This is a genomic window from Catellatospora tritici, from assembly GCF_019083965.1.
GTDB classification, from domain to species: Bacteria; Actinomycetota; Actinomycetes; order Mycobacteriales; family Micromonosporaceae; genus Catellatospora; species Catellatospora tritici.
In genome coordinates, this window is record NZ_JAHRCY010000005.1 from 321,967 (window position 1) to 344,757 (window position 22,791).

Genomic DNA, 22,791 nt, shown 5'->3' on the forward strand with positions numbered 1-22,791 from the left:
CGCATCACCCCCCGGCTCGGGAACAGCCATTCCGGTTACGTGACGATTTCATGACACTTCGGGGGAATCGTCGGCCTGCCGTCGGCGGCGGCCGCAACCGCTGGGCCATGATGCGACGGTGGCTGCAGTGCTGGTGATCGAGGACGACGACCGGATCCGGCTCGCGCTGGCGATGGCGCTGGAGGACGAGGGCTACGCGGTACGCGCCGCCGCCACCGCCGAGGACGGCCTCGCCCGGCAGCGGCGCGAACCGGCCGACACGGTCCTGGTCGACCTGATGCTGCCCGGCCTGGACGGCATCGAGTGCATCCGCAGGCTGCGCCGCGACGACGACGTGCCGATCGTGGTCGTCAGCGCCCGGCAGGACACCGGCGACATCGTCGCCGCGCTGGAGGCCGGGGCCGACGACTACCTGGTCAAGCCGGTGGCCACCCCGGAGCTGTCGGCCCGGCTGCGAGCGCTGCGCCGCCGCGCCGGACTGCCCGCGCCCCGGGTCGAGCAGGCGCTGGTCTTCGGCGACCTGCAGCTGCGCCCCGCTGCCGGGGAGGTGCTGCGACGCGGGAAGGCGCTGGCGCTGACCCGCACCGAGCTGCGGCTGCTGTGTGAACTGGCCGCCAACGCCGGGCACGTGCTCAGCCGCCAGCAGCTGCTGGAACGGGTGTGGGAGTACGACTTCGGCGACGAGCGGCTGGTCGACGTCCACATCGCCCGGCTGCGCCAGAAGATCGAGGACGACCCGGGTGCCCCGTGCCGCATCGTGACGGTCCGGGGCCTGGGCTACAAACTGGTCCGATGAGGCGCCCGAGCCTGCGGGCGAAGGTGACCGGCGGGTTCGCCGTCGGCGCGCTGCTGGTGTCGGCGGCGATCGCGGTCGGGTCGTACCAGCTCACGCAGCGGTTCCTGCTGGCGGAGCGGGAGGACGCCGCGGTCCGTACCGCCATGGTCGACGTCGGGATCGTGCAGGCGGCTGTCGACGGCGACGACCCTGGCGTGCTGCAGGTGCTGCGGTCGCTGGACACCGGGGGCAACCGGCGGGTGCTGATCCGCCGCGACGGGCACTTCTACTCCCGCACCGTCGACGCGGGTCTGACCGCCAGCATTCCGGCCAGCCTGGTGACGCTGGCCGAGCACGGGCGGGGCGGGGTGCAGCGGACCCGGATCGGCGGGCGTACGGCGCTGGTGGTCGGGGTGCCCGCCGGAGCGACGATCACGCTGTACGAGATCGACTTCATGCAGGAGCTGGACCGTTCGCTGCAGATCCTCGCCCTGATCCTGACCCTGGTGGCGACCGCGACCACGGGCGCGGGCGCGCTGCTGGGCTGGTATGCCGCCCGCCGGGTGCTGCGGCCGCTGGCGACGGTGGCCGAAGCCGCGCGCGAGATCGCGGCCGGCGACTTCAGCGCCCGTCTCGACCCCGACACCGAGCCTGAGCTGACCCGGTTGACCGCCTCGTTCAACCAGATGGTCGAGCAGCTGGCCCGGCGGGTGGAGCGCGACCGGCGCTTCGCCGCCGACGTGAGCCACGAACTGCGCTCGCCGCTGCAGACCATCGCCGCGGCCGCGAGCGTGCTGCACAACCGCCGTACCGCCCTGGACGAGCGCACCGCCACCGCGGTCGGCCTGCTCACCGACGAGGTCGGCCGGTTCCAGGCACTCGTCACCGACCTGCTGGAACTGGCGCGGGGCGACCAGCCGCCGGAGGTGGCCCCGGTCGACATCGCGGCGCTCGCCCGGCAGGTCTGCCGAGCACGTGGGCTGGCCGCCGAGCTGGTCACGGTGGAGCCCGGGGCCGACGCGCAGTGGCGGGTGGACCGCCGCCGGTTCACCCAGGTGCTGGCGAACCTGCTCGACAACGCCCATGCCCACGGCGGCGGCGCGGTCGCGTTGCGCATCGGGCATCAGCGCGACGCCCGGGTGCTGGAGGTCGACGACGCCGGGCCCGGGGTGTGCCCGGCCGATCGCGATGTGATCTTCGGCCGCTTCGTCCGGGGAGCCTCGGCGGGAGCCCGGGGCGGCAGCGACGGCACCGGCCTGGGCCTGGCCCTGGTCGCCCAGCACGTCACCGCGCACGGCGGCCGGGTCAGCGTGGACGATCGCCCCGGCGGCGGCGCCCGGTTCCGTATCGAGCTACCTCAGGAGCAGCGATGATCCGCCTGTACGCCACGGTGCTCTGCCTGTGCGGGCTGGCCGTGACCGCCGCCGCCTGCGGAGTGCCGACCGAGAACACCGCCCGCCCGCTGGCCACGACCGACGCCGCCCAGGCGTTCGTCGAACCGGTCGCCCGCACCGCCGGTCCGGCCAGCGAGCACCTGTACCTGGTCAACAACGGTTCGCTGATCCGGGTCGAGCGCAAGCTGTCGGCCCCGCCGTCGATACAGCAGCTGGTGTCCGATCTGATGGCCGGGCCGACCGAGGCCGAGGAGGACGTCGGGTTCACCAGTGCGCTGCTGGGGACGCACATCATCGGCGCGGTGGATGCCAGCGCCACCACGGCCGTGGTCGACCTGTCCAGCACCCGCGAGGACACCGGCCGCAACGACGACGTCCTCGCCTTCGCCCAGGTCGTGTGCACGCTGACGGCCCGGCCCGGGGTGAAGCGGGTGGCGTTCACCCGGGAGGGCCACCCGGTCGGCGTGCCCCGCGCCGACGGCGCGCTCACCGACACTCCGCTGACCTGCGCCGACTACACCAGCCTGCTCACCTGGTAGCCCGTCGCGACCGTGCTCACCGGTCGTGCCAGGGTTCGCAGGCCACGCCGTCGTGGTGGCCGAGGAATCGCAGGTACGACACCGCGAACGCCAGCACCAGCGGGGCGACGAACACCATCCACGACAGGTACGACGCCGCGCCCAGCCGGAGCACTCCGGACCTGCTGGCCACCTCGTGCGCCTGGGCGACCTCGTCCAGCGACAGGGCCACGAAGACGACGCTCAACCCCCGCCAGTGCCGCACATACCGCCGTCCGGCCGCTTTGGCTTCGGTGCCGATCTGCCACAGCACGCACGCCGCCAGCATCAGCACCGCCGAGGAGAACAAGGTCGGCAGGTTCTTCTCCTTGTCGACGTTGAAGAAGATGGTGAACCAGGCGAATCTCGGGAACGGTTCGTGGATGCCCAGCCCGTGGTAGATGGCGTTGCTGCCCAGGCTCAACACGTGCAGCACCGCCACCGCGGCCAGCAGCCGTCGCACCAGCCGGTCCGCGCGCGGGAGTCCGATGTCCATTCCTGCCTCCTGGCGTCAGCGGGCGGCAGCCGTGTCCGGTGCGGACAGGACGGCGGCCCCTGCGCCAGCCACTGTCGCACCGGTGCCGCACCACAGCGCTCGAAAACCATCTGATAACAGGCGATTGTCATCTGAATGTCATATTCTGCGCCAATGCCGCTCGTCGGCACGCGCCGTTGACCTGTCCGTACGGCCGACGGCAACCGGTCGGGGCCGCTTCCTTGCCTGCTGCGGCCCCGACCGGTCCCGGACGCCGTGCCCCGAGCAGCGCTCGCCCACGTCGGCCGCGAACTCCGCCAGTGGCGGCCCCGAGCCGCGCTGCTCCCTTCCGTGGTGGCGCCGTCGGACTCTCGTCGGCGCCACCACGCTGCCCATACCCGGGCGGCAGGCGACGACGAGGAAGAGGCAGGAATGGTCGACACGGCTCCGCTGCCGCGGTCCCGTACCGGCGCACAGGCCGGCGATCCGCGAGCGCACCACCGGGTGCGGCCGACCGGGCGGTTGCGCTGGGTCGCGGTCGCCGCCTGCGCCGCCGGGGTGCTGGTCAGTCTGGGCATGATGGCGCACCTGGTGCCCGTCGGGTCCCGCGCCGGGCACTACCGATACCACTACCTGCGCCTGTTCTCCCCCGACATCCTGTGGCCGTTCCTGGTCACGGCGCTCGTCGCCTCGGTGGGGCTGTGGCTGTCGCACCGCTGGTACGAGCGGCGACGCCTCGTGGTGGTGGCCGCCTGGCTGGCGGCGGCCGTGCCCATGCAGCTGCTGATCCGGGGCAACGACGACATCGCCCTCCAGGACCTGGTCACCAGTCAACGGGCCAACGGTTTCCTGGAACCGGCCCGCGCGTACGGCATCTGGGAGTTCCTGTCCGGGCAAGCGGACATCGGCGCCGCCCTGGACTCCCACGCCCGCACCAACATGGCCGGCAAGACCGTGTTCTACCAGGTGCTGGTGGCGCTGACCGACTCACCCGCCGCGATGGGGGTGCTCACCGTCGCCGCGTCGAGCCTGTCCTGCCTGCTCGTCTACCTCCTCGCCGCCGAGCTGCTCGACCACCGCACCGCCCTCTACGCCCTCGCACTGTCCATCCTGGTGCCGGGACGGCTGTTCTTCCTCCCGATCCTCAACACCGTCTCCCCCGTCCCGATCCTGTTGGCGCTGTGGCTGTTCGTTCGCTTCCTCCGCCGTCCCCGTCGCGGCGACGCGGTCGCCCTGGGTGCCTTCCTGTACGGCACGATGTTCTTCGAACCGTTGCCGCTGGCCCTCGGCGTGGTGTTCGTGGCGCTGCTGGGGTGGGCGAAGGCCGGTGGCAGGCTGTCGTGGCCGGACACCGGGTGGCTGATCGGGCTGGCGGTGGCCGGATTCGCGGCCTGCTACGCCGCGATGCGGCTGGTCGTGGGCTACGACCTGGCGTCGAACTTCGCCTATGTGCTCGACGACGCCCGCGGCTTCAACGGCGACGGCCATCGCCCGTACGGGGTGTGGGTGGTGCGCAACCTGTGGGACTTCGCCATCGCCGCCGGGCTGCCGACCGTGCTGCTGGTGGCCGCCGGGGTGGTCGACGCAGTCCGGCGTGGGCCGTGGCGGGCCGGGGCCGTGCTCGCCGCCTCGGCGGCGGTCACGCTCGTCGTGCTGGACCTGCTGGGGGTGAACCGGGGCGAGACGGTACGCCTGTGGATCTTCCTGGCGGTGCTGTGGCAGATTCCGGCGGCCTGGCTGTGCGCCCGTACGGCACGACTGTGGCCGATCGTCGCGGTGGTGTCCGCCACCGCGCTACAGGCCGCCACCGGCATGGCGATGATCGCCTTCGTACGGGTCTGAACCGTTCCGGCACGGTCACGGCTTTGGCGTGCCGTCCAGCCCGGCGACCGGGCCGGGCATCGGGGCCAGACCGATGACCCCCTCGTCGACCAGCGACAGGAAGGCGTCGACGACGACCGGGTCGAAGCGGATCCCCCGGTCTCGCAGCAGTCGCCGGCGAGACTCCGCCGCGTCGAAGCCGCCCGACACGTCGGCAGGCGCCCGCGCCCACGCGTCGCACACGGCGATGATCCGCGCCTCGATCGGGATGGCGGCTCCGGCGCAGCCGGTGGGTGCGCCGGAGCCGTCGTACCACTCGCGGTGGGCGGCGACCAGTTGGGCCAGGTCGGGGCGGTCGGCGAGTTCTACGAGCAGCCGGGCCGCGCACTGCGCGTCCCGTCCGTCGGCCTCGGGGTCCGGCCGGGTGGCGGGTGGCGCCGCCAGGTCGAGAATCCGGCCGAGGTCGCGTACCCGGGCGGCGGCGGCGGTGTTGCGCTGTGCCGCCTCGTCGAGTCCCAGCCGCTCGGCCGTCAGCCGCGCCCAGCGCGACACTGCGGCACCCGGGCTGCCGTCGCCGAGCGCACGGTCGATCCGGTCCGACATCCAGACCAGCGCCGCCGGAAGCTGCAGATCGGCGTCGACGGCCGGTCGCGGATGCCAGGCGGAGGCGACGACCCGGTCGCGCCCCAGGTCCTTGGCCTGGTAGACGGCCATGTCGGCGGCGTTCACGAGCGCGTCGATGTCGACCTGCCCATCGGTGCCGGGCTCGGCGGTGGCGACACCGATGGACGCGGTGAGGTCGATGCAGTCACCGCCGCGGACGAGCACCGGCGCACCGCCGACCGTCGCGCGCATCCGCTCGGCCAGCTCGGCCGCCCCGGCCGCGTCCGTGCCCGGCAGCAGACAGACGAACTCCTCCCCGCCGTAGCGGCAGATCAGGTCGCTGGCCCGGCAGGCCCGGCGCAGCCGTTGGGCGATGTCGATCAGTACGGCGTCGCCGACCGAGTGCCCGAAGGTGTCGTTGACCGCCTTGAAGTGGTCGAGGTCGACCAGCACCAGGCTGAGCGGGGTGCGGCGGCGGGCCGCCCGCTCGGCCTCCAGCCCGATCATCTCCTGGAAGAACCGGCGGTTGTGCAGACCGGTGAGTTGGTCGGTGACGGCGGCGGTACGCAGCTGCTGGGTCAACCGGGTGCGGTCGCGGGCCGCGACGACCTGCCGCACCAGCAGTCCCAGCAGCAGCAGGACCGACACGGCCAAGGTCACCTCGCTCAACCTGCCCACGAGGATCAGGTCGGCGGCGGCCAGCCCGCCGACGGCCAGCACCGCGACCACGGCGGGCAGCAGGGTGATGTCGGGGTCGATGACCCCGGGCTTGTCGGCCTCGCTGCGGCGGGCGGCCACGACGGCGGCCAGGCACAGCAGCACCGCCTCGCCCTGCCAGCCCAGATTCACCCAGCTGGAGCTGGCGTACTCGCGCACGACGGTGATGTAGGCGTAGGCGGCGTCGGTCACGGCGGACACACCGAACGCGGCCCCGACCAGGATCATGGAGGCCGGGATGCTCTTCGAACCGCTCAGCAGGACCGCCACCAGGATGCTGACGATGCTCACCGACAGCACCGGATAGATGAAGGTGACCAGGGTGGCGGCGTTCCAGTCGCTGGGCAGCAGCGGCCCGATCACCAGCTGCCAGCCGATGGCGGCGGCCCCGGCCGCCACCAGCAGCGCGTCGACCAGCCCCTGGGCTCGGCCCACCAGCACCAGACCCAGGCCGATGACGATCGCGGGCAGCGCGCACGCGTAGGAGGCCAGGTAGACCGCGTCCGCGATCGACGGGACGGGTGCGCCGCCGGGCGTGGTGTAGGTGTAGAACGCCCAGATGGACTCGCCCAGCAGCCACAGCGAGTTCGACGCGACCAGCAGTCGCCAGGCCGTCCGCACCCGCTGGCGGGTGCGGCGGGCGGCCACCACGCTGAGCGCCGCCGCCGCCGCGATCGGGACCAGGTACAGCACCTCGCCGACGAAGCGGGACCCGTTCGGCGAGTTTCGGGTGGCGGCCAGCAGAACGCCGTACAGCACCAGCCAGGCCGCTCCCGCCAGGGCAGCGCCCAGCTCAACCCCGTCGATGGCCTTGATGCGCGACTGGGTCGTGCTCGCCTCTTCGCCGGTCGTCACGATCTCCTTGACCGCTGCGCAGAAAATCCCTCTTCTACAATTGTGCACGATATGTCGGTCATCGTGTCCGGCTGACGGAGCACGATCGCCCAGCTCGGCAGCAGGGTTCACAAAGCACCTGTCCAGAGAAAACCGTTTTAATACGATCTGGGAATGAAACCGGTGGTCGTCGGCATCGTCACCGCGCTGGTCCTGTGCGCGGCGATCTACGCGGGCAGCCGAGGACTGCACAGCTTCGACTCCGCCCTGGTGCCGTACGCCGTGGCCAGCGTCTTCCTCGCCTTCGGCATCGCCTACCGGTACACCGTGTGGATCTCCTCCCCTGGTGCGCGGCGGTTGTTCCGCAAGGGCTGGGGTGCGGCCCTGTCCTGGCAGAACCTGCGCAAGGCGCCCACCGCCCTGCCCCGGATGATCGCGACGTACCTGGGGTTCCAGAAGTTCCTCGGGGCCCGGTCGCGGGCCCGCTGGGCGGCGCACCAGCTGCTGTTCTGGGGCTGCCTGCTGGCCGCGGCGATCACGTTCCCGCTGGTCTGGGGCTGGTTCACCTTCACCTCCAACACCGGCGCCGGACCGGCGTACACGATGAACGTCTGGGGTTTCGGGGTGGTGCGCTTCGACGCGCTGTCGCCGCTGGGCTGGCTGCTGTTCCACGGCCTGGACCTCGCCGCGGTGCTGGTCATCGCCGGGGCGACGTACTTCCTGGTCCGGCGCATGCGCGATCGGGAGGCGAGCACCGGTCAGCGTTTCGGCTACGACTTCGTGCCGCTGCTGGCGCTGATCGTGATCTCGGTGACCGGTCTGCTGCTCACCTTCTCCAGCGCGCTCCTGCACGGCGGCGGCTATGAGTTCGTGGCCGTGCTGCACCTGGCGGCCGTGGTACTGACGCTGCTGTACCTGCCGTTCGGGAAGTTCTTCCACATCGTGCAGCGCCCGGCCGCGGTCGGCATGCAGCTGTTCAAGTACACCGGCGCCGGGCAGGTGCAGCCCTGCCGGGTCTGCGGCGAGCCGATCGACACCACCGAGTACGTCGACAACCTGCGCGCCACCATGCGCGACCTGGACCTGCGCTTCGACGCGATGGCGTTGACCTGTCCCCGGTGCAAACGGCTGCAGCGCGGCCAGGCGTACCGCACCGAGGTGAAACGAGGCTTCTGAGGTGACCATCCCACTCGATCCGACGATCACCCCGCCGGGCACGTCGCGCTTCCGCGACGCGGGCGGGGTTCCCGCCGACCGGTGGCGGGCCGTGCGCGGCGAGGAGACGCTGGTCGCCACGCACTGCTGCTTCTGCGGCGTGCAGTGCGGCATGTACCTGCGGGTGCGCGACGGCAAGGTGTTCGGGGTGGAGCCCCGTGACCACGACATCAACCGGATGCGGCTGTGCCCGAAGGGACTCAACGCGTACCAGCAGGTCAACCACCCCGACCGGCTCACCGCCCCGCTGCTGCGGCGCACCCGCACCGACGACCTGCGGCCGGTGTCGTGGGAGCAGGCGCTCGACCACGCCGCCGAGCAGATCCAGCGCATCCAGGCCGCGTACGGCCGCGACGCGTTCGGGATGCTGGGCGGGGCGAGCCTGTTCACCGAGAAGACGTACCTGGTGGGCAAGTTCGCCCGGGTGGCCCTGCGGACCCGGCACGTGGATTACAACGGGCGGCTGTGCATGGTCAGCGCGGCCGGGGCGAACAAGCTGTCGTTCGGCATCGACCGGGCCGCCAACCCGTTCGCCGACATCCTGCTCACCGACTGCCTGCTGATCGCCGGGTCGAACGTGGGCGAGTGCTTCCCGGTGATGACGCAGTACCTGTGGGGCGCCCGGGACCGGGGCGCGAAACTGATCGTGGTCGACCCGCGTGAGACCAGCATCGCCCGCACCGCCGACATCCACGTGGCCCTGCGGCCCGGTACCGACGCGGCGTTCTTCAACGCGGTGCTCAACGTGGTGGTGCGTGAAGGGCTGGCCGACCAGGCGTACGTCGCCGCGCACACCACCGGCTGGGAACAGGTCGTCGAGGCCGCCGCCGAGTACCCGCCCGACCGCGCGGCGCAGCTCTGCGGCATCCCCGCCGAGCAGGTCACCGCCGTGGCGCGCATGTTCGCCACCGCGCCCAAGGCGATGGCCTGGCACGCGCGCGGCATCGAGCACCACACCCAGGGCGTGGAGAACTGCCTGACGGTCATCAACCTGTGCGTGGCCACCGGCAACCTCGGCAGGCCCGGCGCGGGCTACGGCACCATCACCGGGCAGGGCAACGGGCAGGGCGGCCGCGAGCACGGCCAGAAGTCCGACATGCTGCCCGGCGGCCGGTCCATCAGCGACCCGGTGCACCGGGCGCAGGTGGCGCGGATCTGGGGCGTCGAGGAGGCGGACCTGCCGCAGGCGGGCACCTCGATGATGGAGATGGTGCACCAGATGAGCCGCGGCGAGATCCGCGGCCTGCTGGGCATCTGCAACAACCCGTTCGTCTCGCTGCCCAACTACGCCGTGGTCAAGGCCGGGTACGACGCGCTGGACTTCCACACCCAGTGCGACTTCTTCCTGTCGGAGACCTCGGCCAACGCGCACCTGGTGCTGCCGGTGACCACCTGGGCCGAGGACGACGGGGTGATGGCCAACGCCGAGGCGCGGGTGGTCCGCCACCGCAAGGCCCAGGAGCCCCTGCCGGGGGTACGCACGGACACGTGGGTCATGTGCGAGCTGGCTCGCCGCCTCGGGGTCGGCGACAAGTTCGACTTCGACAGCTCCGAGCCGGTCTTCGACGAGTTGCGGATCGCCTCGCAGGGCACGGTCAACGACTACTTCGGCATCACGTACGCCCGGCTGGACTCCACCGGCGGGATCAGCTGGCCGTGCCCGACGGTCGACCATCCGGGCACGCCGAGGCTGTTCGAGGACGGGCAGACCTGGCACGCCGACAAGAAGATCCACATGCAGGCGGTGCGCTGGCATCCCCCGGCCGACCCGTACGACGACGAGTACCCGATGACGCTGACCACAGGCCGTACCGTGGCGCACTTCCTGTCGGGCAACCAGACCCGGCGGCTGGGTGGCCTGGTCGAGCAGACGCCGCGCCCGTGGGTGGAGGTGCACCCGTCGCACGGCTACGCCTCCGGAGACCCGGTCACCGTGATCACGCGGCGCGGCGCTGCGACGTTCCCGGCGCTGGTCACCGATGCGATCCGGCCCGACACGGTGTTCGTGCCGTACCACTGGCCGTATCCGGTGGCCGCCAACGAGCTGACCATCGACGCGCTCGACCCGCGCTCGAAGATCCCCGAGTACAAGGTGTGCGCGTGCCGGATCCAGCCCGCCGCGCACGTCACGCCGGTGCCCGCACCGCCGGTGCCGCCGGGCCACCAGTCCTACACCGAGACGCAGGTCTCGCGCGGCGACGAACGGCCGCCCACGTCGTCGCAGGGAAGGGGGACGTCACAGCCGTGATGGGACGCACCATCATCATCGATCCGGGCCGCTGCATCGGCTGCCAGGCGTGTGTGTCGGCGTGCCGGGAGTGCGACTCGCACCGGGGCAAGTCAATGATCCACCTGGACTATCTGGATGCCGGGCACAGCGTCGCCTCCATGCCGACCGTCTGCATGCACTGCGAGGATCCGCTCGCGCCGTGCGCGCAGGTGTGCCCGGCCGAGGCCATCCTGGTCACCCCGGACGGGGTGGTGCACGACGCCGACAAGAGCCGCTGCATCGGCTGCGGCAACTGCGTCAACGCCTGCCCGATGGGCGTACCGAAGATCGACTTGCGGGCGAAGCTGCAGTTCAAGTGCAACCTGTGCTACGACCGCACCTCGTACGGACTGGCCCCGATGTGCGCCACCGTCTGCCCGACCGGGTCGATCTTCTACGGCACCGTCGAGGAGCTGCGCGCCGAACGTCCGAACGTGGCCGTGGCCAACACCTTCGACTTCGACGGCACGCTGCTGACCACCGGCGTGGCCGTGGTGGTGCCCGCCGGTCGGGCCGACGTGCCGGTTCCCGGCGGCGTCGGCCAGTTCGCCGAGCCGACGCGCGGCCCGCAGCCGTTCGGGTCCGTGCCCACCTCCGCCGACAACGTGCTGGGAGAGCCCCTGTGACCATCGACGAGCAGGCACCGGCCGAGAGTGTCGAGCAGCTGCGTGAGCGCATCGCCGCCGACTCGCTGACCAGCCGCCGCGACTATCTGCGCCTGGCCGTCACGGTCTCCGGCGGGCTGGCCGTCGGCACCGCCGCGGTCGCGTCCGGGCTGTTCCACCGGCACGGCGACGGCACCGCCGCGCCGAAACTCGTCGCCGAACGGCTCGAACCGGGCCAGTCGGTGGCGTTCAGCTACCCCGGCGAGGAGGACCGGGCGGTGGCGCTGCGGATGGCCGACGGGACCCTGGCGGCGTACTCGTCGGTGTGCACGCACCTGGCCTGCGCGGTGCTGTGGCGGGCCGGCCGGGGCGAGCAGGGCGAGCTGTACTGCCCCTGCCACGAGGGCGTGTTCGACCCGCGTACCGGCCAGGTCACGGCCGGTCCGCCGCCACGGCCGCTGCCGCGGGTGCTGCTGGAGGAGCGCGGTGACGGCATCTGGGCCGTCGGCACGCTGCGATCGGGACAGGAGCGGGCATGACCGAGCAGCGATATCCGCTGATCAGACCCACCAGTGGGTATGGCGACCCGCGCGTGCGCAGCACCGGCCCCGGGCCCGGGGCGGGCGCCGAGACCGATCCGGAGCGCTCGGCGATGCTGTCCGGGCGGGTGGCACTGGTGCTGTCCATCCTGGTCGGCCAGCTGTGGGCGATCGGCGTCGGCCTGAACGCGTGGATGATGGGCCAGACCCGCACGGCGTGGTGGACCGCCGCGTTCAGCGCGGCGTCGTTCCTGGTCGCGCTATGGGCGTGGCGCATCGGCGAGCGGCGCGACCGGTGACCGCCCCGAGCCGGACCGGCGTGGTGACGCCGGTCCAGATCGTGCCACGCGGGGCGTACCTGAACCTGATCATCGCCGCGTTGGGCTTCCTGCTCAGCTCCTGGGCGTGGGGACTGATCTCGCCGCTGTCGGCGCACTACAAGCAGACCCTCGGGCTGAGCTCGGTGCAGCAGTCCATCCTGGTGGCGGTGCCGGTGCTGGTCGGCTCGCTCGGGCGGATCCCGGTCGGGGCGCTGACCGACCTGCTCGGCGCGCGCAAGGTGCTGCCCGCGATCTCGTTCCTGACCATCCTGCCGGTGCTGGCGTTGACGCTGGCCGGGCGCTCGTACCCGGCGCTGCTGGTGATCGGGTTCTTCCTGGGCCTGGGCGGTACCCCGTTCGCGGCGGCGATCCCGCACGGCAACGGCTGGTTCCCACCCGCCAAGCGCGGCATGGCATTGGGCGTGATCGGAATGGGCATGGGCGGCACCGCCATCGCGGCACTGCTGACCAAGCCGATGCTGAAGATCGGCGAGAACGCCCAGTTCTACCTGGTCGCGGTGGTGCTCGCCGGGTACGGCGTGGTCGCGTGGCTGGTGCTGCGGGACCCGCCGGGGCGCACCGTGCCCGCCGAGCCGTTCGCGCAGCGGTTCACCGACGCCGCCCGCCAACCGATGACCTGGCCGCTGGCCGGGCTGTACGCGGTCACCTTCGGCGGCTACGTCTCGTTCGCGGTGTACCTGGTCACCTACCTGCAGTCGGCGTACGGCCTCGAACAGGGCGACGCCTCACTGAAGGCGGCCGGGTTCACCCTGGTCGCGGTGCTGCTGCGGCCGCCCGGCGGCTGGCTGTCCGATCGGGTGGGACCGGCCAGGGTGCTGGCGGTGTGCCTGGCCGTGGTGATGGTGATGGCGGCCTGGCAGGCGTTCACGCCGTCGCTGTACCCGTGGGCGACGTTGACGCTGCTGGTCATGGCCGGGGCGCTGGGCGCCGGGGCCGGTGCGGTGTTCGCCCTGGTGGCCAGGGTGGTCCCGAACTCGAAGATCGGCGCGGTCACCGGCATCGTCGGCGCCGTCGGCGGCCTCGGCGGATTCGTCCCGCCGCTGGTCATGGGCGCGGTGTACGGAGCCATGGGCCAGTACGGCGTGGGCCTGCTGCTGCTGTCGCTGGTCTCGCTCGGCGCGCTGGCCTACACCTGGTCCATCCGCAACCGCGCCTGAGGGCGATGACGGCGCACCGCCTCAGGCGCTCAGCCGCCCGGCCATGAGGTCACCGACGACGGAGCCCTGGGAACCTGTGCTCCTTCATGAGCGCGACAGCGGTGGCCCAGATGTCGGCGTCGAGAAAGAGCGTATGCCTGGCCCGGTAGACGCCGATGCCGCCGTCGCGTGGCGCGGTCTCCCGCGTCAGAACTCCGCCCGCCAGCGCCTCCGGCCGCAGCATCCAGCGTTCGAGATCGAGCCGGCGAACGAATGCCGCCAGGTCGACGCCATGGCCGATGCCGTCGGGAAGCGCCTGCAGGAACGGCTCCTCGTGCGGTCCCTCGACGTAGCCGACCGTGGACACCACCGGCAGCGCGTACTCACCGGCCGAGATCTGACGAGCCGCAGCCAGGCTGTCGTAGTCGATTATGGCCGACCAGCCGTCCGCACGGACGACATAGACCGCCCGTTGCAGCCGGACCTGATGGACCCGGTAACCACGGTCCGGGGAGCCCCCCGCCGCAGCGAAACTGGACCACCGACGTCCCCTATGCCTGGTCACCGGCGTCTGTCGGCTTTCGCCACACCGAGACATGACTGCCGCTGTCGGAGGTGAAGGGGGCCCCGTCCCAGCCGGCCACCCGCTGCTCGAACTCCAGGCCCGCCAGCCGCGCCATCAGGTCGCACTCGGCAGGCCAGATGTAGCGGAAGTTGCTGTAGCCGTAGCTGGTGCTGCCGTCGGCGTATCGCCGGTAGTGGTGCGAGGTGCCCTGCTGGGTGACCATGTCGTAGGTGTCGAAGCCGACATGCTCGTCGGTCACGTCGAAGGGCACTGCCGTCTGGCCCGGCGGGAAGCGCCGGATGCCCGGCACCCACAGCTCGATGACGAAGCGGCCGCCCGGCGCCAGGTGGCGCGCGGCGTTGCGGAAGCACTCGACCTGCTCGTCCTGGGTGCGCAGGTTGCCGATGCTGTTGTACACCAGGTACACCAGCGAGAACCGCCCGGCGACCGTCGTGGTGGCCATGTCGCCGACGACGACCGGCAGGTCCGCCTCGGCCACCTTGCGCCGCAGCCGGTCGGCCATCGGCTGGGACAGCTCGATGCCGGTGACGGGGATGCCGCGGGCCGCGAGCGGGACCGCCACCCGCCCGGTGCCGACCGCGAACTCCAGCGCCGGACCGGACCCGGCCAGCCGGGCGAGGAAGTCCACGGTGGGGTCGAGCACCTTCGGGTCGAACATGTCGGCCGAGCGGTCGTCGTAATGCGTGGCGTCGTCCTCGTCCCACAGGTCACTGCTCGTCATGCGCAGGAGCCTGCTCATCTCGCTGCGCTCGCGCCACCCATTTAGGAGCGGGCTTTACGTGTACACCGTATACGTATACGGTGTACACGTGCCGGACAAGAGCAGCACCAAACAGCGGGTAATCGATGTCGCCACCCGGATCCTGGAGGAGGAGGGGGCCGACGCGGTGAGCGTGCGCCGCGTCGCCGCCGCCGTCGGCGTCACACCGATGGCCCTCTACCGGCACTTCCCCAACCGCGACGAACTGCTGGCCCACGTCGCCACGACGAGTTTCGCCCAGGTCGCGGCACAGTGGGCGGTCCTGGAACAGCCCACCCTCGCCGAGGCGGCCGACGCCCTCATCGACTTCGCCCTGGCCCGCCCGCGCCTGTACGAGTTCATGTTCACCGCCCGCCGGGAAGGCGCCAGGCAGTACCCGGAGGACTTCCGGGAGGGCCGCTCCCCCACGGCCGCCATCCTCGCCGCCGCGATCCAACGCGACATGGCGGCAGGAGCCCTCAAGGACGACGACGTGCACGAGGTCGCGCTGACGCTGACCGCCCAGCTGCACGGCCTCATCCAGCTGTACCACGGCGGCCGGATCAACCTGACCGAGCCGCAGTTCCGCATCCTGTGCCACCGCTGCCTCGACCGCATCCGTGAAGGGATCGCCGGCTAGACCATGAAGACACCCCTGATCGCCGTCGGCTGCGCAGCCGCCACGGCCGCCCTGCTGTACCTCGGCACCGGTCTGCACCCGATCCCGGTGCTCACCTGGATCGCCGCCCTGCCCGTGCTCTGGATCGCCCCTCGCCTGCCCTGGTGGGGCGCGCTACCGGTGGCACTGATCGCCGGGACGGTCGGCGCGAGCAACCTGTGGTCGTACTTCGTCCGCGACCTGGAGACGCCGGTGCCCCTGGCGGCCGGGCTCGTCCTGCTCACCGGGCTCACCCTGAGTCTCGCCACGGTGCTGTTCCGGGCACTGATGCTCGTGGGCAGACCCGTAGCCGCGACCTTGGCGGTGCCCGTCGTCTGGGTGGCTGTCGAGTGGCTCGTCTCGCTGACGCTGCCCCACGGCGCGTGGTGGAGCCTCGCCTACACCCAGAGCTCCTGGAGCATCACCCGCCAGCCCGCGGCCTTCGCCGGTGTCTGGGCCGTCACGTTCCTGATCATGCTGACCCCGGCGGCGCTGGCCGCCGCCCGACGCTCGACCGTCACCATGCTCGCGGCGGTGCTGGTGGCGGCCGCGGGCCTGGGGCTCGCGCGGATGGCGACGGCGCCCGCGGGACCGACCGTCCGGGTCGGGCTGCTGGCCGTGGGCCAGCCCTTCAATCCGGTACGCCTGGCGTCGCCCGAGGGTCCGTCGCTGCTCGACACCTATGTGACCGGCGCGCGGAACCTGGCCCGCCAGGGCGCCACGATGATCGTCATGCCGGAGAAGGTGCTCCAACTGAGCGAGGAGCAGCTGGCGCAGGTCACCGACCCACTGTCCGAGCTCGCCCGGTCCGAGCGGGTGACCCTGGTGTTCGGCGCGGTCGTCGCGAACACCAACGCCGCCGTCGTCATCGAGCCCGACGGTCACCTCCAGCGCTACGCCAAGCAGCACCTCATCGCCGGGCTGGAGGACGCTCTGGCGCCGGGCCGCGAACGGGTGCTGCTGCGCTCAGATCCTCGCGTCGGCGTCATCGTCTGCAAGGACATGGACTTCCCGAGCACGGTCCGGCCTTATCGCGGCGACGGTGCGCAGCTCCTGCTGGTCCCAGCCTGGGACTTCGACCGGGACGGCTGGCTGCACAGCCGAATCGCGGCCATGCGCGGCGTGGAGAGCGGGCTCGCGGTCGTCCGGACGGCACGATCGGGGCAACTGACGGTCAGCGACTCACGCGGCACGGTGCTCGGTGAGGCGAGCTACCAGCCGGAGGGCGTCGCGACGCTGATCGTGGACGTCCCGGTGACCACGGTGTCCACGGTGTACGGCCCCGTCGGTGACGCCTTCGCCTGGCTGTGCGCCGCCGGTGCCGCGGTGCCGGCCGCGATGGCGATCCGGCGGCGCTCGCGAGCGGCTACGCCGAGATCGTGATCGGACTAGGAGGCCGTCCGAGCGGATGCGACGCTCGGACGGCCTCGCTCTCAGCAGGACAGCGTGCCCGACCGCAGCGCATGGCTGCTATCGTTGCTGTCGTCGGACCACAGCACCTGCTTGGCGCCGCTCACGCAGACCGGGGCGATGGCGAAGCCTTCGTTGTTGTAGTTCGACATGCCGGTCGGCCGGTTGTAGGTGTTGGTGACGGCGAACCGGCCCTGTGCGTTGACGGTCAGGGTCGTGGCGCGCCCCGAGCAGGTGTCGTCACACACGGCCCAGAGCCGCCCGGTGGCGGGGTCCCACTCCAGGTCCATGACGGCGGCCTGACCACTGGCGATGGTGGCGACCCGGGTGAAGGCGCCACCGGCCTGGTTGAGCGCGTACGCGTAGACGACCCCGTTCGACTCCAGGCCGACGAAGTAGAGCCCGCTGCCGTGGCCCGCGTAGCCGCTCGGGTCGTAGAGCGCACCGGTGTGTTCGTCGCGGAAACCGGCCGCGGTCAGCGACGAGTCCGGCACCCAGGTGATGGCCTCCAGGCCGCTGTTGGCGGCGGCGCTGGGCAGGTCGGCGGTGAGGTTCCACTCGGCGGTCGCGTTCAGAGTGGTCGCGGTGCCGGTGGCGGCGTAGCGCAGGACCTTGAGCAGGCTCGTGCCGCTGCTGTCGTTGTTGCGTTCGGTCGCCACGACGACGCCGTCCGGGGTCGACACGACCGCCTCGGCGTCCGGGTCACCGGATCCGTTGGCGTACCGCAGCGTCTTGCCCGCCGACCAGCCGTCGGTGGTGTCGGCCTGCCACAGTGAACCGTTGGGGACCAGGCGGTACAGCTTGCCGGGGCCGTTCTTCACCGCCCAGACCACCGACGCGTTCTCGTAGGCCACCCCGCTGAGGTTGGTGCCGAAGAACCCGGAGTTGTCGGCGTTGGCGACCGCCGAGCCACCCGGCCAGGCGGCGGGCGGGGGCGGCGGGCAGGCGTTGGCCGACGCCTTGGTGGCCGCGGTGGTGGTCGTGAACGCCCCGGTGCCGTCCGCGCACCTGCCATAGGTGGTGCTCGCGTGGCTGCTCCAGGTGTAGGAGTCGACCAGGGTGCTGCCGCCGGGTTGGTACAGGCGGGCCGAGTCGGCGCTGCCCAGCCCGTACACCGGGTCCACGTCCAGGGCGACGAACGCGCCCGGCGCCAGGGTCACGCCGGAGGCGATGGTGAACGCGTGGCTGGAGTCGTTGTCCTTGACCACCCAGCCGGTGAGGTCGACCGCGGTGGTGCCGGTGTTGGTCAGCTCGACCCAGTCGCCGGGGCTGCCGCCGCTGGACTCGACCTCGTTGATGCGGACGCCCGTGGTGTCCGCGTGCGCCGCTGGGCCGACCAGCCCTGCCGCGGCGATCCCGAGCAGTGTCGCCATGATGAGTTGAATGCCTGCCCGTGGACGGATACGCACAGGTGCTTCCTTTCGCAGTTGCGGCGAGCCCCGACCGAGGCTCGCCGGTATCGTTCACCGCCGCCGCAGCCGCCACCTGAACGCCGGACAAACAGGACAGGTCCCGGAGTTGGAGAACTCACTGCCCGATCGCCGCTGCGGACAACTGCTCGGGTAGGCATGGGACGGGCGGCACCGCGGGCACCGTCGACGCGCCGCCGGTGACCCACCACCACAGGCCCACGGCCGCGGTGCCCGCGCCCGCCGCGGCCATCGCCGTGCCGACCGAGGTCTGCTCGGCGAGCGCGCCCAGCAGCAGCGGACCGACTCCCTGCAGGGTCATGAGCCCGGTGAACTGCAGTGCGAACCCCTGCCCGCGTACGGCGGGGGTCAGGGCGTCCAGGAAGGACCGTTGGACACCGAGCGAGTAGCAGAACGCCGCCCCGGCGAGGAACATGACGACCATCGCGGCGGCCGCGGACACGGGGGCGGCCAACAGTGCCAGCGGCGCACCCAGACCGATGATCACGGCGGCGACCAGTCGTTCGCGGGCCCGCGGCCGGATCAGGCGACCGTAGACGAGGTTGCCCGCCACCATCCCCACCGGGGCGCAGGCCAGGATGACCCCGGCCACCGCCGAGCCGTGCCCGCGGTCGGCGGCGTACGGCACGATCAATGCCTCGGCGCCCGCGATGAACGCCGGCGGGAGCCACTGCACGAGCAGCAGTCGCCGGACCGGACGGTCGCGCAGCAGCTGCCAGGTCATCCGCCCGCTCTGTCGTACGGCAGAACCGGGCGTGGCCGGCAGGGCGGCCAGTATCGGCAGGGACAGCCGCACCCAGGCCGCGGCGACCACGGCGGCGCCCGCCGCGGCGAGCAGCGCCCACCGAGGTCCGGCCGCGGCGACGACGGCGCCACCGAAGGCGAGCCCGAGCAACTGGGCGCCGCCGGAGGCGACGCTGGACAGCGAGCGGCCCAGCACGTACGCGTCGCCGGTCAGCGCCTCGGCGATGAGGCGGGCCGAGGCGCCGTTGAAGATCGGCGCGAACACTGCGACGGCCGCGAGCAGGGTGAGGCTGGCGCCGACCGGCAACTTCAGGGCGAACAGCGCGAGAGTGGCGGCGGCGGTGGCGTCGAGCACGAACCCGGTGGCGATAAGCGGCCGGGGTCGGACCCGGTCGGCGACGGCGCCGAGCAGGGTGCCGCCGACGACCTGCGGGACGAACCCGATGGCGAAGGTCAGCGCGGTGAGGATCGGCGAGCCGGTGCGGTCGAAGACGAGCACGGACAGGGCCAGGATCCGCAGTGAACTCGCCGCGGTGCCCAGGGTCCGGGTCAGGAACAGGGTGCGGAACACCGGTTCGCGCAGTACGTCGCGGTAGGTCGCCCGCGTGGTCTCGATCATGCGCCGAGCCTGGCCGCCCGAAGTGCGGGTGTCGAACCTTTCGGGTGAGGACGTAAGGTCGGCGGATGCTGAGGTTCGAGGTCAACGCCGACGACCTGCTGTACAGCCGGTTCGCCCTGTCGCCGCTGTTCGAGCTCGACAGCCTGGTGCGGATCCTGGCCGGTCAGTCGCGCGAGAAACATCTGCCCGAGGCGTGGGCCGGGCGGCTGCGCCCGGCGTACCAGCGGCTCTCGACCGACCCGGCGATCCGGGCGGCGCTCGCGCTGCACTCCCGGCACCACGGGCCCGACTTCCTCGCTCCGCCCCCGGCGGGCCTGACCCAGACCATCGCCGACGACCTCGCCGCCGTCCGCACCACCCCGTTGGCGCTGGCCCGTCGCGAGATCCGCGCCTGCCTGGCCCGGCGCCCCTGCACCGACCCCGACGCGCTGGCGGTCCTGCACGACCCCGACGTCTGCACGCTGCTGGCCGCGGCGATGGAGCGAGCGTGGCACGCGCTGCTGGCCGCCGACTGGCCCCGGCTGCGCGTCATCTGCGAACGCGACGTGCTGCACCGCACCGCCGGGCTCGGCCGGGGCGGGTGGGCGGCGGCGTTCGACGGGCTGCCGCACGTGCGTTGGCGCGACGGCGGCATCGAGATCCCCCGGCTGCGGCTGGGCACCGTGCCAGTCCATGGCGCCGGGCTGCTGCTGGTGCCGTCGGTGTTCGTCTGGCCGGGCGTCGCGGCGTACTCGGAGCCGCCCTGGCCCGCCGCGATCATCTATGCCGCCCGCGGCGTCGGCGCGCTGTGGGAACCGGCGCCGCCACCGGCCGAGGCGCTGGCCGCGCTGGTCGGCAAAGCGAGGGCGCGGCTGCTGGAGGCGCTCGAGGAGCCCGCCAGCACGACCCAACTGGCTCGCTCGCTGCAGGCGGCGCCCGGCGCGGTCGGTGACCACCTGGCGGTGCTGCTGCGGGCGGGGCTGCTCGACCGGGCCAGGTCCGGCCGTTCGGTTCTCTACCGTCGCACCCCGCTCGGTGACGCCCTGGTCGCGACCGCGTCGCTGTGACAGTTCTCCAAACTGCGTCGACAGGACCGTTGCCTTTCTCTCGGCGTGCCCGCGGTCCCGCTCGCGGTGCAGGCGATGTCGATCACGCGGCGACGACCGGAGCTGCACGCGGTCGCCGAGCACGACCTGGGTCTGCTGTTTCATCAGGCGCAGCGCTACCTGGAGGCGATCCTGGACCGGCGCGGCTGGGCCGTGGACCGACCGGTCGAGGTCGAGGCGCGCACGTTCTGGAGCACGGTGCTCGGCGCCCGGCTGATCTCCGAGTCCGGCTTCGGTGGCCGCTCCAGCGACATCGACCTGGCCGGGGTGCTCACCGTGCGCCCGGCGAACCCGATCTGATCAGGTCGAGCACCTCGGCGGTGGGGCGCACGTCGCCGAACGACCGGTAGACGGTGTGCAGGGTGGCGTTGTGGTCGGCGTCGCGCCGGGCAGCGTTGGCGTCGGCGACCATGACCACCCGCAACTGCCGGGCGGCCGCGTCGCGCGCCGTCGCCTCGCAGCACACGTTGGTGACCGTTCCCGTTACCAGCACGGTGTCCACGCCGCGCTCGGCCAGCAGCTCCGGCAGCGCCGACGAGTCCGGATGGAACGCGCTGGGCAGCGACTTCTCCACGGTCAGGTCCGTCGAGTCGACGGTGAAAGCGGGCCACAGCCGCTCTCGCGGGCTGCCGGTGCCGCCGCTGGCCGCGAAGGACCGCGCGACCTCGTCGCCGTAGAAGTCCCGTGCCCAGGCGGTGGGCGCGGTGCTCGTCGGGACTACCCACGCCACGGTGCCGCCCGCGGCGCGCAGGGCGTGCGCGAGGGTCTCGATGTTGGCCACGATGCCCCGGCAGTACCGGCTCTCGGCCACGAAGAACGGCACCATGTCGACGACGACCAGGGCGGTGCGGGCCGGATCGAGGCGCTCGTACGCGTGGCGGCGACCGCGACGCTGCTCCTGCCTGGCGTACTCGCGCGGCTCTATGTGCCAGGCATGCGTGGCCGTCTCGTCGTCGCTCACCACGCCACACGCCTCCACCCGACATCCGCACGTCCGACGCGTCTGCCAGAAGATGTCGGTCCGCGCTGTAATGATGCTGGTTGGCACGCTCCGGCGCCATCACCCACGATCAAGGAGGATCACCGGTGGCATCCCGCCTCAACCCGTACCTGAGCTTCAACGGCAAGGCCCGCCAGGCGATGGAGTTCTACCAGAGCGTCCTGGGTGGCGACCTGCGGATGAACACGTTCGGCGAGTTCGGCTCGGCCGACCAGCCATTCGCCGACCAGATCATGCACGCGATGCTGGAGACCTCCAGCGGCTTCACCCTGATGGCCTCCGACACCCCGCCTGGGATGGAGTACAACCCCGGCACCAACATCACCGTCAGCCTCAGCGGCGACGACGGCGACGAGCTGCGCGGCTACTGGCAGAAGCTGGCCGCCGCGGGCACCGTGCACGTGCCGCTGGAGAAGCAGATGTGGGGCGACGAGTTCGGCTCGCTGGTCGACCAGTTCGGCATCCCGTGGATGGTCAACATCAGCCAGGCCTGATCCGGTGCCGGCCCGGGGTGTCGTGCTCCGGGCCGGCCGCTAGCCGGTGGGCCGTTCCGGATGGGCCGCCTCCAGGATGTGGCCCGAGCCTTCGAGCAGGGCGACGACCTCCTCGTCGGAGGTCTGCCGGAAGTCGGCGTAGAACTCTCCCACGGCGAAGAAGGACGACGGGGTCTCCAGGCTGATCACCTCGTCGGCGACCCGCCGCAGCTCGACGACCGAGTCCGGCGAGGCGACCGGCACCGCGAGCACCACCCGCGCCGCGCCCCGCGCTCTGGCGATCTCACAGGCGGCTCGGGCGGTGGCACCGGTGGCGATGCCGTCGTCGACTATCACCACGGTCCGGTCGGTGATCGGTTCCGGCGGCCTGCCGCCCCGGTACCGCCGCACACGGCGCTCCAACTCGATCCGCTCGTGGTCCTCCACGACGGCGACGTCGTGCTCACCGAGCCCGGTCATCGCCAGCACGTCGTCGTTGAGCACGCGCACGCCCTCCTCCCCGATCGCGCCCATGGCGACCTCGGACTGGCCCGGGACGCCGAGCTTGCGAACGACCAGGACGTCCAGCGGCGCCCCGAGCGCGCGGGCGACCTCGACGGCGACCACGACGCCGCCGCGCGGCAGGCCGAGCACCACCGGTTCGGCGTCGTGCAGGAACGTGAGCCGCTGGGCCAGCCGGTGCCCGGCCTCGGTACGGTGCGCGAAAGTCATGACGAATGCCACCCCCCACCCCCATGGTGGCCCG

Annotated in this window: 23 protein-coding genes; 15 read left to right on the forward strand and 8 right to left on the reverse strand. The window is 72.0% G+C overall.

Going from position 1 to position 22,791, the window contains the following annotated elements:
* Positions 1–118 precede the first annotated feature (118 nt).
* From KUA19_RS13785 to KUA19_RS13795, 3 genes are read left to right on the forward strand one after another with little or no spacing between them, the layout of a single operon-like run.
* The gene (locus KUA19_RS13785) at positions 119–796 is read left to right on the forward strand and encodes a response regulator transcription factor (protein WP_217396396.1); all 678 of its coding nucleotides are present in this window, start codon (positions 119–121) and stop codon (positions 794–796) included.
* Complete coding sequence (locus KUA19_RS13790) at positions 793–2,148, forward strand: sensor histidine kinase (protein WP_217396397.1); 1,356 nt, start codon at positions 793–795, stop codon at positions 2,146–2,148. The genes KUA19_RS13785 and KUA19_RS13790 overlap by 4 nt, the downstream gene beginning before the upstream one ends.
* Positions 2,145–2,708 carry a GerMN domain-containing protein gene (locus tag KUA19_RS13795; protein WP_217396398.1) on the forward strand — a complete coding sequence of 188 codons (564 nt, stop codon included), beginning with the start codon at positions 2,145–2,147 and terminating at the stop codon, positions 2,706–2,708. Before KUA19_RS13790 ends, KUA19_RS13795 begins: the two co-directional genes overlap by 4 nt.
* A gap of 16 nt (positions 2,709–2,724) precedes the next feature.
* Here KUA19_RS13795 and KUA19_RS13800 read toward each other — a convergent pair whose 3' ends face one another.
* Positions 2,725–3,222, reverse strand: a complete 498-nt coding sequence (locus KUA19_RS13800) for a DUF8692 domain-containing protein (protein ID WP_217396399.1) — start codon at positions 3,220–3,222, stop codon at positions 2,725–2,727.
* Between the two features lie 411 nt (positions 3,223–3,633).
* Here KUA19_RS13800 and KUA19_RS13805 point away from each other — a divergent pair, with 411 nt between their 5' ends.
* Positions 3,634–5,043: a glycosyltransferase family protein gene (locus KUA19_RS13805; protein ID WP_217396400.1), complete on the forward strand. Its 1,410-nt coding sequence runs from the start codon at positions 3,634–3,636 to the stop codon at positions 5,041–5,043.
* Between the two features lie 15 nt (positions 5,044–5,058).
* Here the strand turns inward: KUA19_RS13805 and KUA19_RS42750 are convergent, their stop codons facing one another.
* Complete coding sequence (locus KUA19_RS42750; protein WP_217396401.1) at positions 5,059–7,197, reverse strand: bifunctional diguanylate cyclase/phosphohydrolase; 2,139 nt, start codon at positions 7,195–7,197, stop codon at positions 5,059–5,061.
* Between the two features lie 153 nt (positions 7,198–7,350).
* On the opposite strand from KUA19_RS42750, the gene KUA19_RS13815 reads away from it, so the two are divergent.
* The 6 genes from KUA19_RS13815 to KUA19_RS13840 are packed head-to-tail and all read left to right on the forward strand — an operon-like array spanning position 7,351 to position 13,302.
* Positions 7,351–8,352 (forward strand): hypothetical protein, encoded by a 1,002-nt coding sequence (locus KUA19_RS13815; protein ID WP_217396402.1) that lies wholly within the window; start codon positions 7,351–7,353, stop codon positions 8,350–8,352.
* Position 8,353: 1 nt separating this feature from the next.
* The gene (locus tag KUA19_RS13820) at positions 8,354–10,639 is read left to right on the forward strand and encodes a molybdopterin oxidoreductase family protein (RefSeq protein WP_217396403.1); all 2,286 of its coding nucleotides are present in this window, start codon (positions 8,354–8,356) and stop codon (positions 10,637–10,639) included.
* On the forward strand, positions 10,639–11,286 hold the full coding sequence (locus KUA19_RS13825) for a 4Fe-4S dicluster domain-containing protein (RefSeq protein WP_217396404.1): 648 nt from the start codon (positions 10,639–10,641) through the stop codon (positions 11,284–11,286). Before KUA19_RS13820 ends, KUA19_RS13825 begins: the two co-directional genes overlap by 1 nt.
* Positions 11,283–11,804, forward strand: coding sequence for a QcrA and Rieske domain-containing protein (locus tag KUA19_RS44535; protein ID WP_217396405.1), 522 nt, complete (start codon positions 11,283–11,285; stop codon positions 11,802–11,804). Before KUA19_RS13825 ends, KUA19_RS44535 begins: the two co-directional genes overlap by 4 nt.
* Positions 11,801–12,103, forward strand: coding sequence for a DUF6755 family protein (locus KUA19_RS13835; protein WP_217396406.1), 303 nt, complete (start codon positions 11,801–11,803; stop codon positions 12,101–12,103). Before KUA19_RS44535 ends, KUA19_RS13835 begins: the two co-directional genes overlap by 4 nt.
* Positions 12,100–13,302 (forward strand): MFS transporter, encoded by a 1,203-nt coding sequence (locus KUA19_RS13840; protein ID WP_308167442.1) that lies wholly within the window; start codon positions 12,100–12,102, stop codon positions 13,300–13,302. The genes KUA19_RS13835 and KUA19_RS13840 overlap by 4 nt, the downstream gene beginning before the upstream one ends.
* A gap of 49 nt (positions 13,303–13,351) precedes the next feature.
* On the opposite strand, the gene KUA19_RS13845 is transcribed toward KUA19_RS13840, so the two are convergent.
* Positions 13,352–13,846, reverse strand: coding sequence for a hypothetical protein (locus KUA19_RS13845; RefSeq protein ID WP_217396408.1), 495 nt, complete (start codon positions 13,844–13,846; stop codon positions 13,352–13,354).
* Complete coding sequence (locus KUA19_RS13850; RefSeq protein WP_217396409.1) at positions 13,833–14,588, reverse strand: class I SAM-dependent DNA methyltransferase; 756 nt, start codon at positions 14,586–14,588, stop codon at positions 13,833–13,835. Before KUA19_RS13850 ends, KUA19_RS13845 begins: the two co-directional genes overlap by 14 nt.
* An 88-nt stretch (positions 14,589–14,676) precedes the next feature.
* Between KUA19_RS13850 and KUA19_RS13855 the strand changes: the two genes are divergently transcribed.
* Positions 14,677–15,246 carry a TetR/AcrR family transcriptional regulator gene (locus KUA19_RS13855; RefSeq protein ID WP_217396410.1) on the forward strand — a complete coding sequence of 190 codons (570 nt, stop codon included), beginning with the start codon at positions 14,677–14,679 and terminating at the stop codon, positions 15,244–15,246.
* Between the two features lie 3 nt (positions 15,247–15,249).
* A complete protein-coding gene (locus KUA19_RS13860) occupies positions 15,250–16,647 on the forward strand; it encodes a nitrilase-related carbon-nitrogen hydrolase (protein WP_217396411.1) in 1,398 nt (465 codons plus the stop codon).
* A gap of 50 nt (positions 16,648–16,697) precedes the next feature.
* On the opposite strand, the gene KUA19_RS13865 is transcribed toward KUA19_RS13860, so the two are convergent.
* Positions 16,698–18,047, reverse strand: coding sequence for a lamin tail domain-containing protein (locus KUA19_RS13865; RefSeq protein ID WP_217396412.1), 1,350 nt, complete (start codon positions 18,045–18,047; stop codon positions 16,698–16,700).
* A 154-nt stretch (positions 18,048–18,201) separates the two neighbouring features.
* The gene (locus KUA19_RS13870) at positions 18,202–19,467 is read right to left on the reverse strand and encodes an MFS transporter (RefSeq protein ID WP_217396413.1); all 1,266 of its coding nucleotides are present in this window, start codon (positions 19,465–19,467) and stop codon (positions 18,202–18,204) included.
* Between the two features lie 65 nt (positions 19,468–19,532).
* Between KUA19_RS13870 and KUA19_RS13875 the strand changes: the two genes are divergently transcribed.
* Together KUA19_RS13875 and KUA19_RS13880 are read left to right on the forward strand one after the other, a co-directional pair.
* On the forward strand, positions 19,533–20,513 hold the full coding sequence (locus KUA19_RS13875; protein ID WP_217396414.1) for a DUF5937 family protein: 981 nt from the start codon (positions 19,533–19,535) through the stop codon (positions 20,511–20,513).
* 75 nt (positions 20,514–20,588) lie between these two features.
* A complete protein-coding gene (locus tag KUA19_RS13880; RefSeq protein ID WP_217396415.1) occupies positions 20,589–20,852 on the forward strand; it encodes a TetR/AcrR family transcriptional regulator C-terminal domain-containing protein in 264 nt (87 codons plus the stop codon).
* Here the strand turns inward: KUA19_RS13880 and KUA19_RS13885 are convergent.
* Positions 20,824–21,513, reverse strand: a complete 690-nt coding sequence (locus KUA19_RS13885) for a cysteine hydrolase family protein (RefSeq protein WP_217396416.1) — start codon at positions 21,511–21,513, stop codon at positions 20,824–20,826. The genes KUA19_RS13880 and KUA19_RS13885 overlap by 29 nt on opposite strands.
* Before the next feature lie 125 nt (positions 21,514–21,638).
* On the opposite strand from KUA19_RS13885, the gene KUA19_RS13890 reads away from it, so the two are divergent.
* Positions 21,639–22,046, forward strand: coding sequence for a VOC family protein (locus KUA19_RS13890; RefSeq protein ID WP_217396417.1), 408 nt, complete (start codon positions 21,639–21,641; stop codon positions 22,044–22,046).
* A gap of 39 nt (positions 22,047–22,085) precedes the next feature.
* On the opposite strand, the gene KUA19_RS13895 is transcribed toward KUA19_RS13890, so the two are convergent.
* On the reverse strand, positions 22,086–22,757 hold the full coding sequence (locus KUA19_RS13895) for a phosphoribosyltransferase (RefSeq protein WP_217396418.1): 672 nt from the start codon (positions 22,755–22,757) through the stop codon (positions 22,086–22,088).
* Positions 22,758–22,791: the final 34 nt, after the last annotated feature.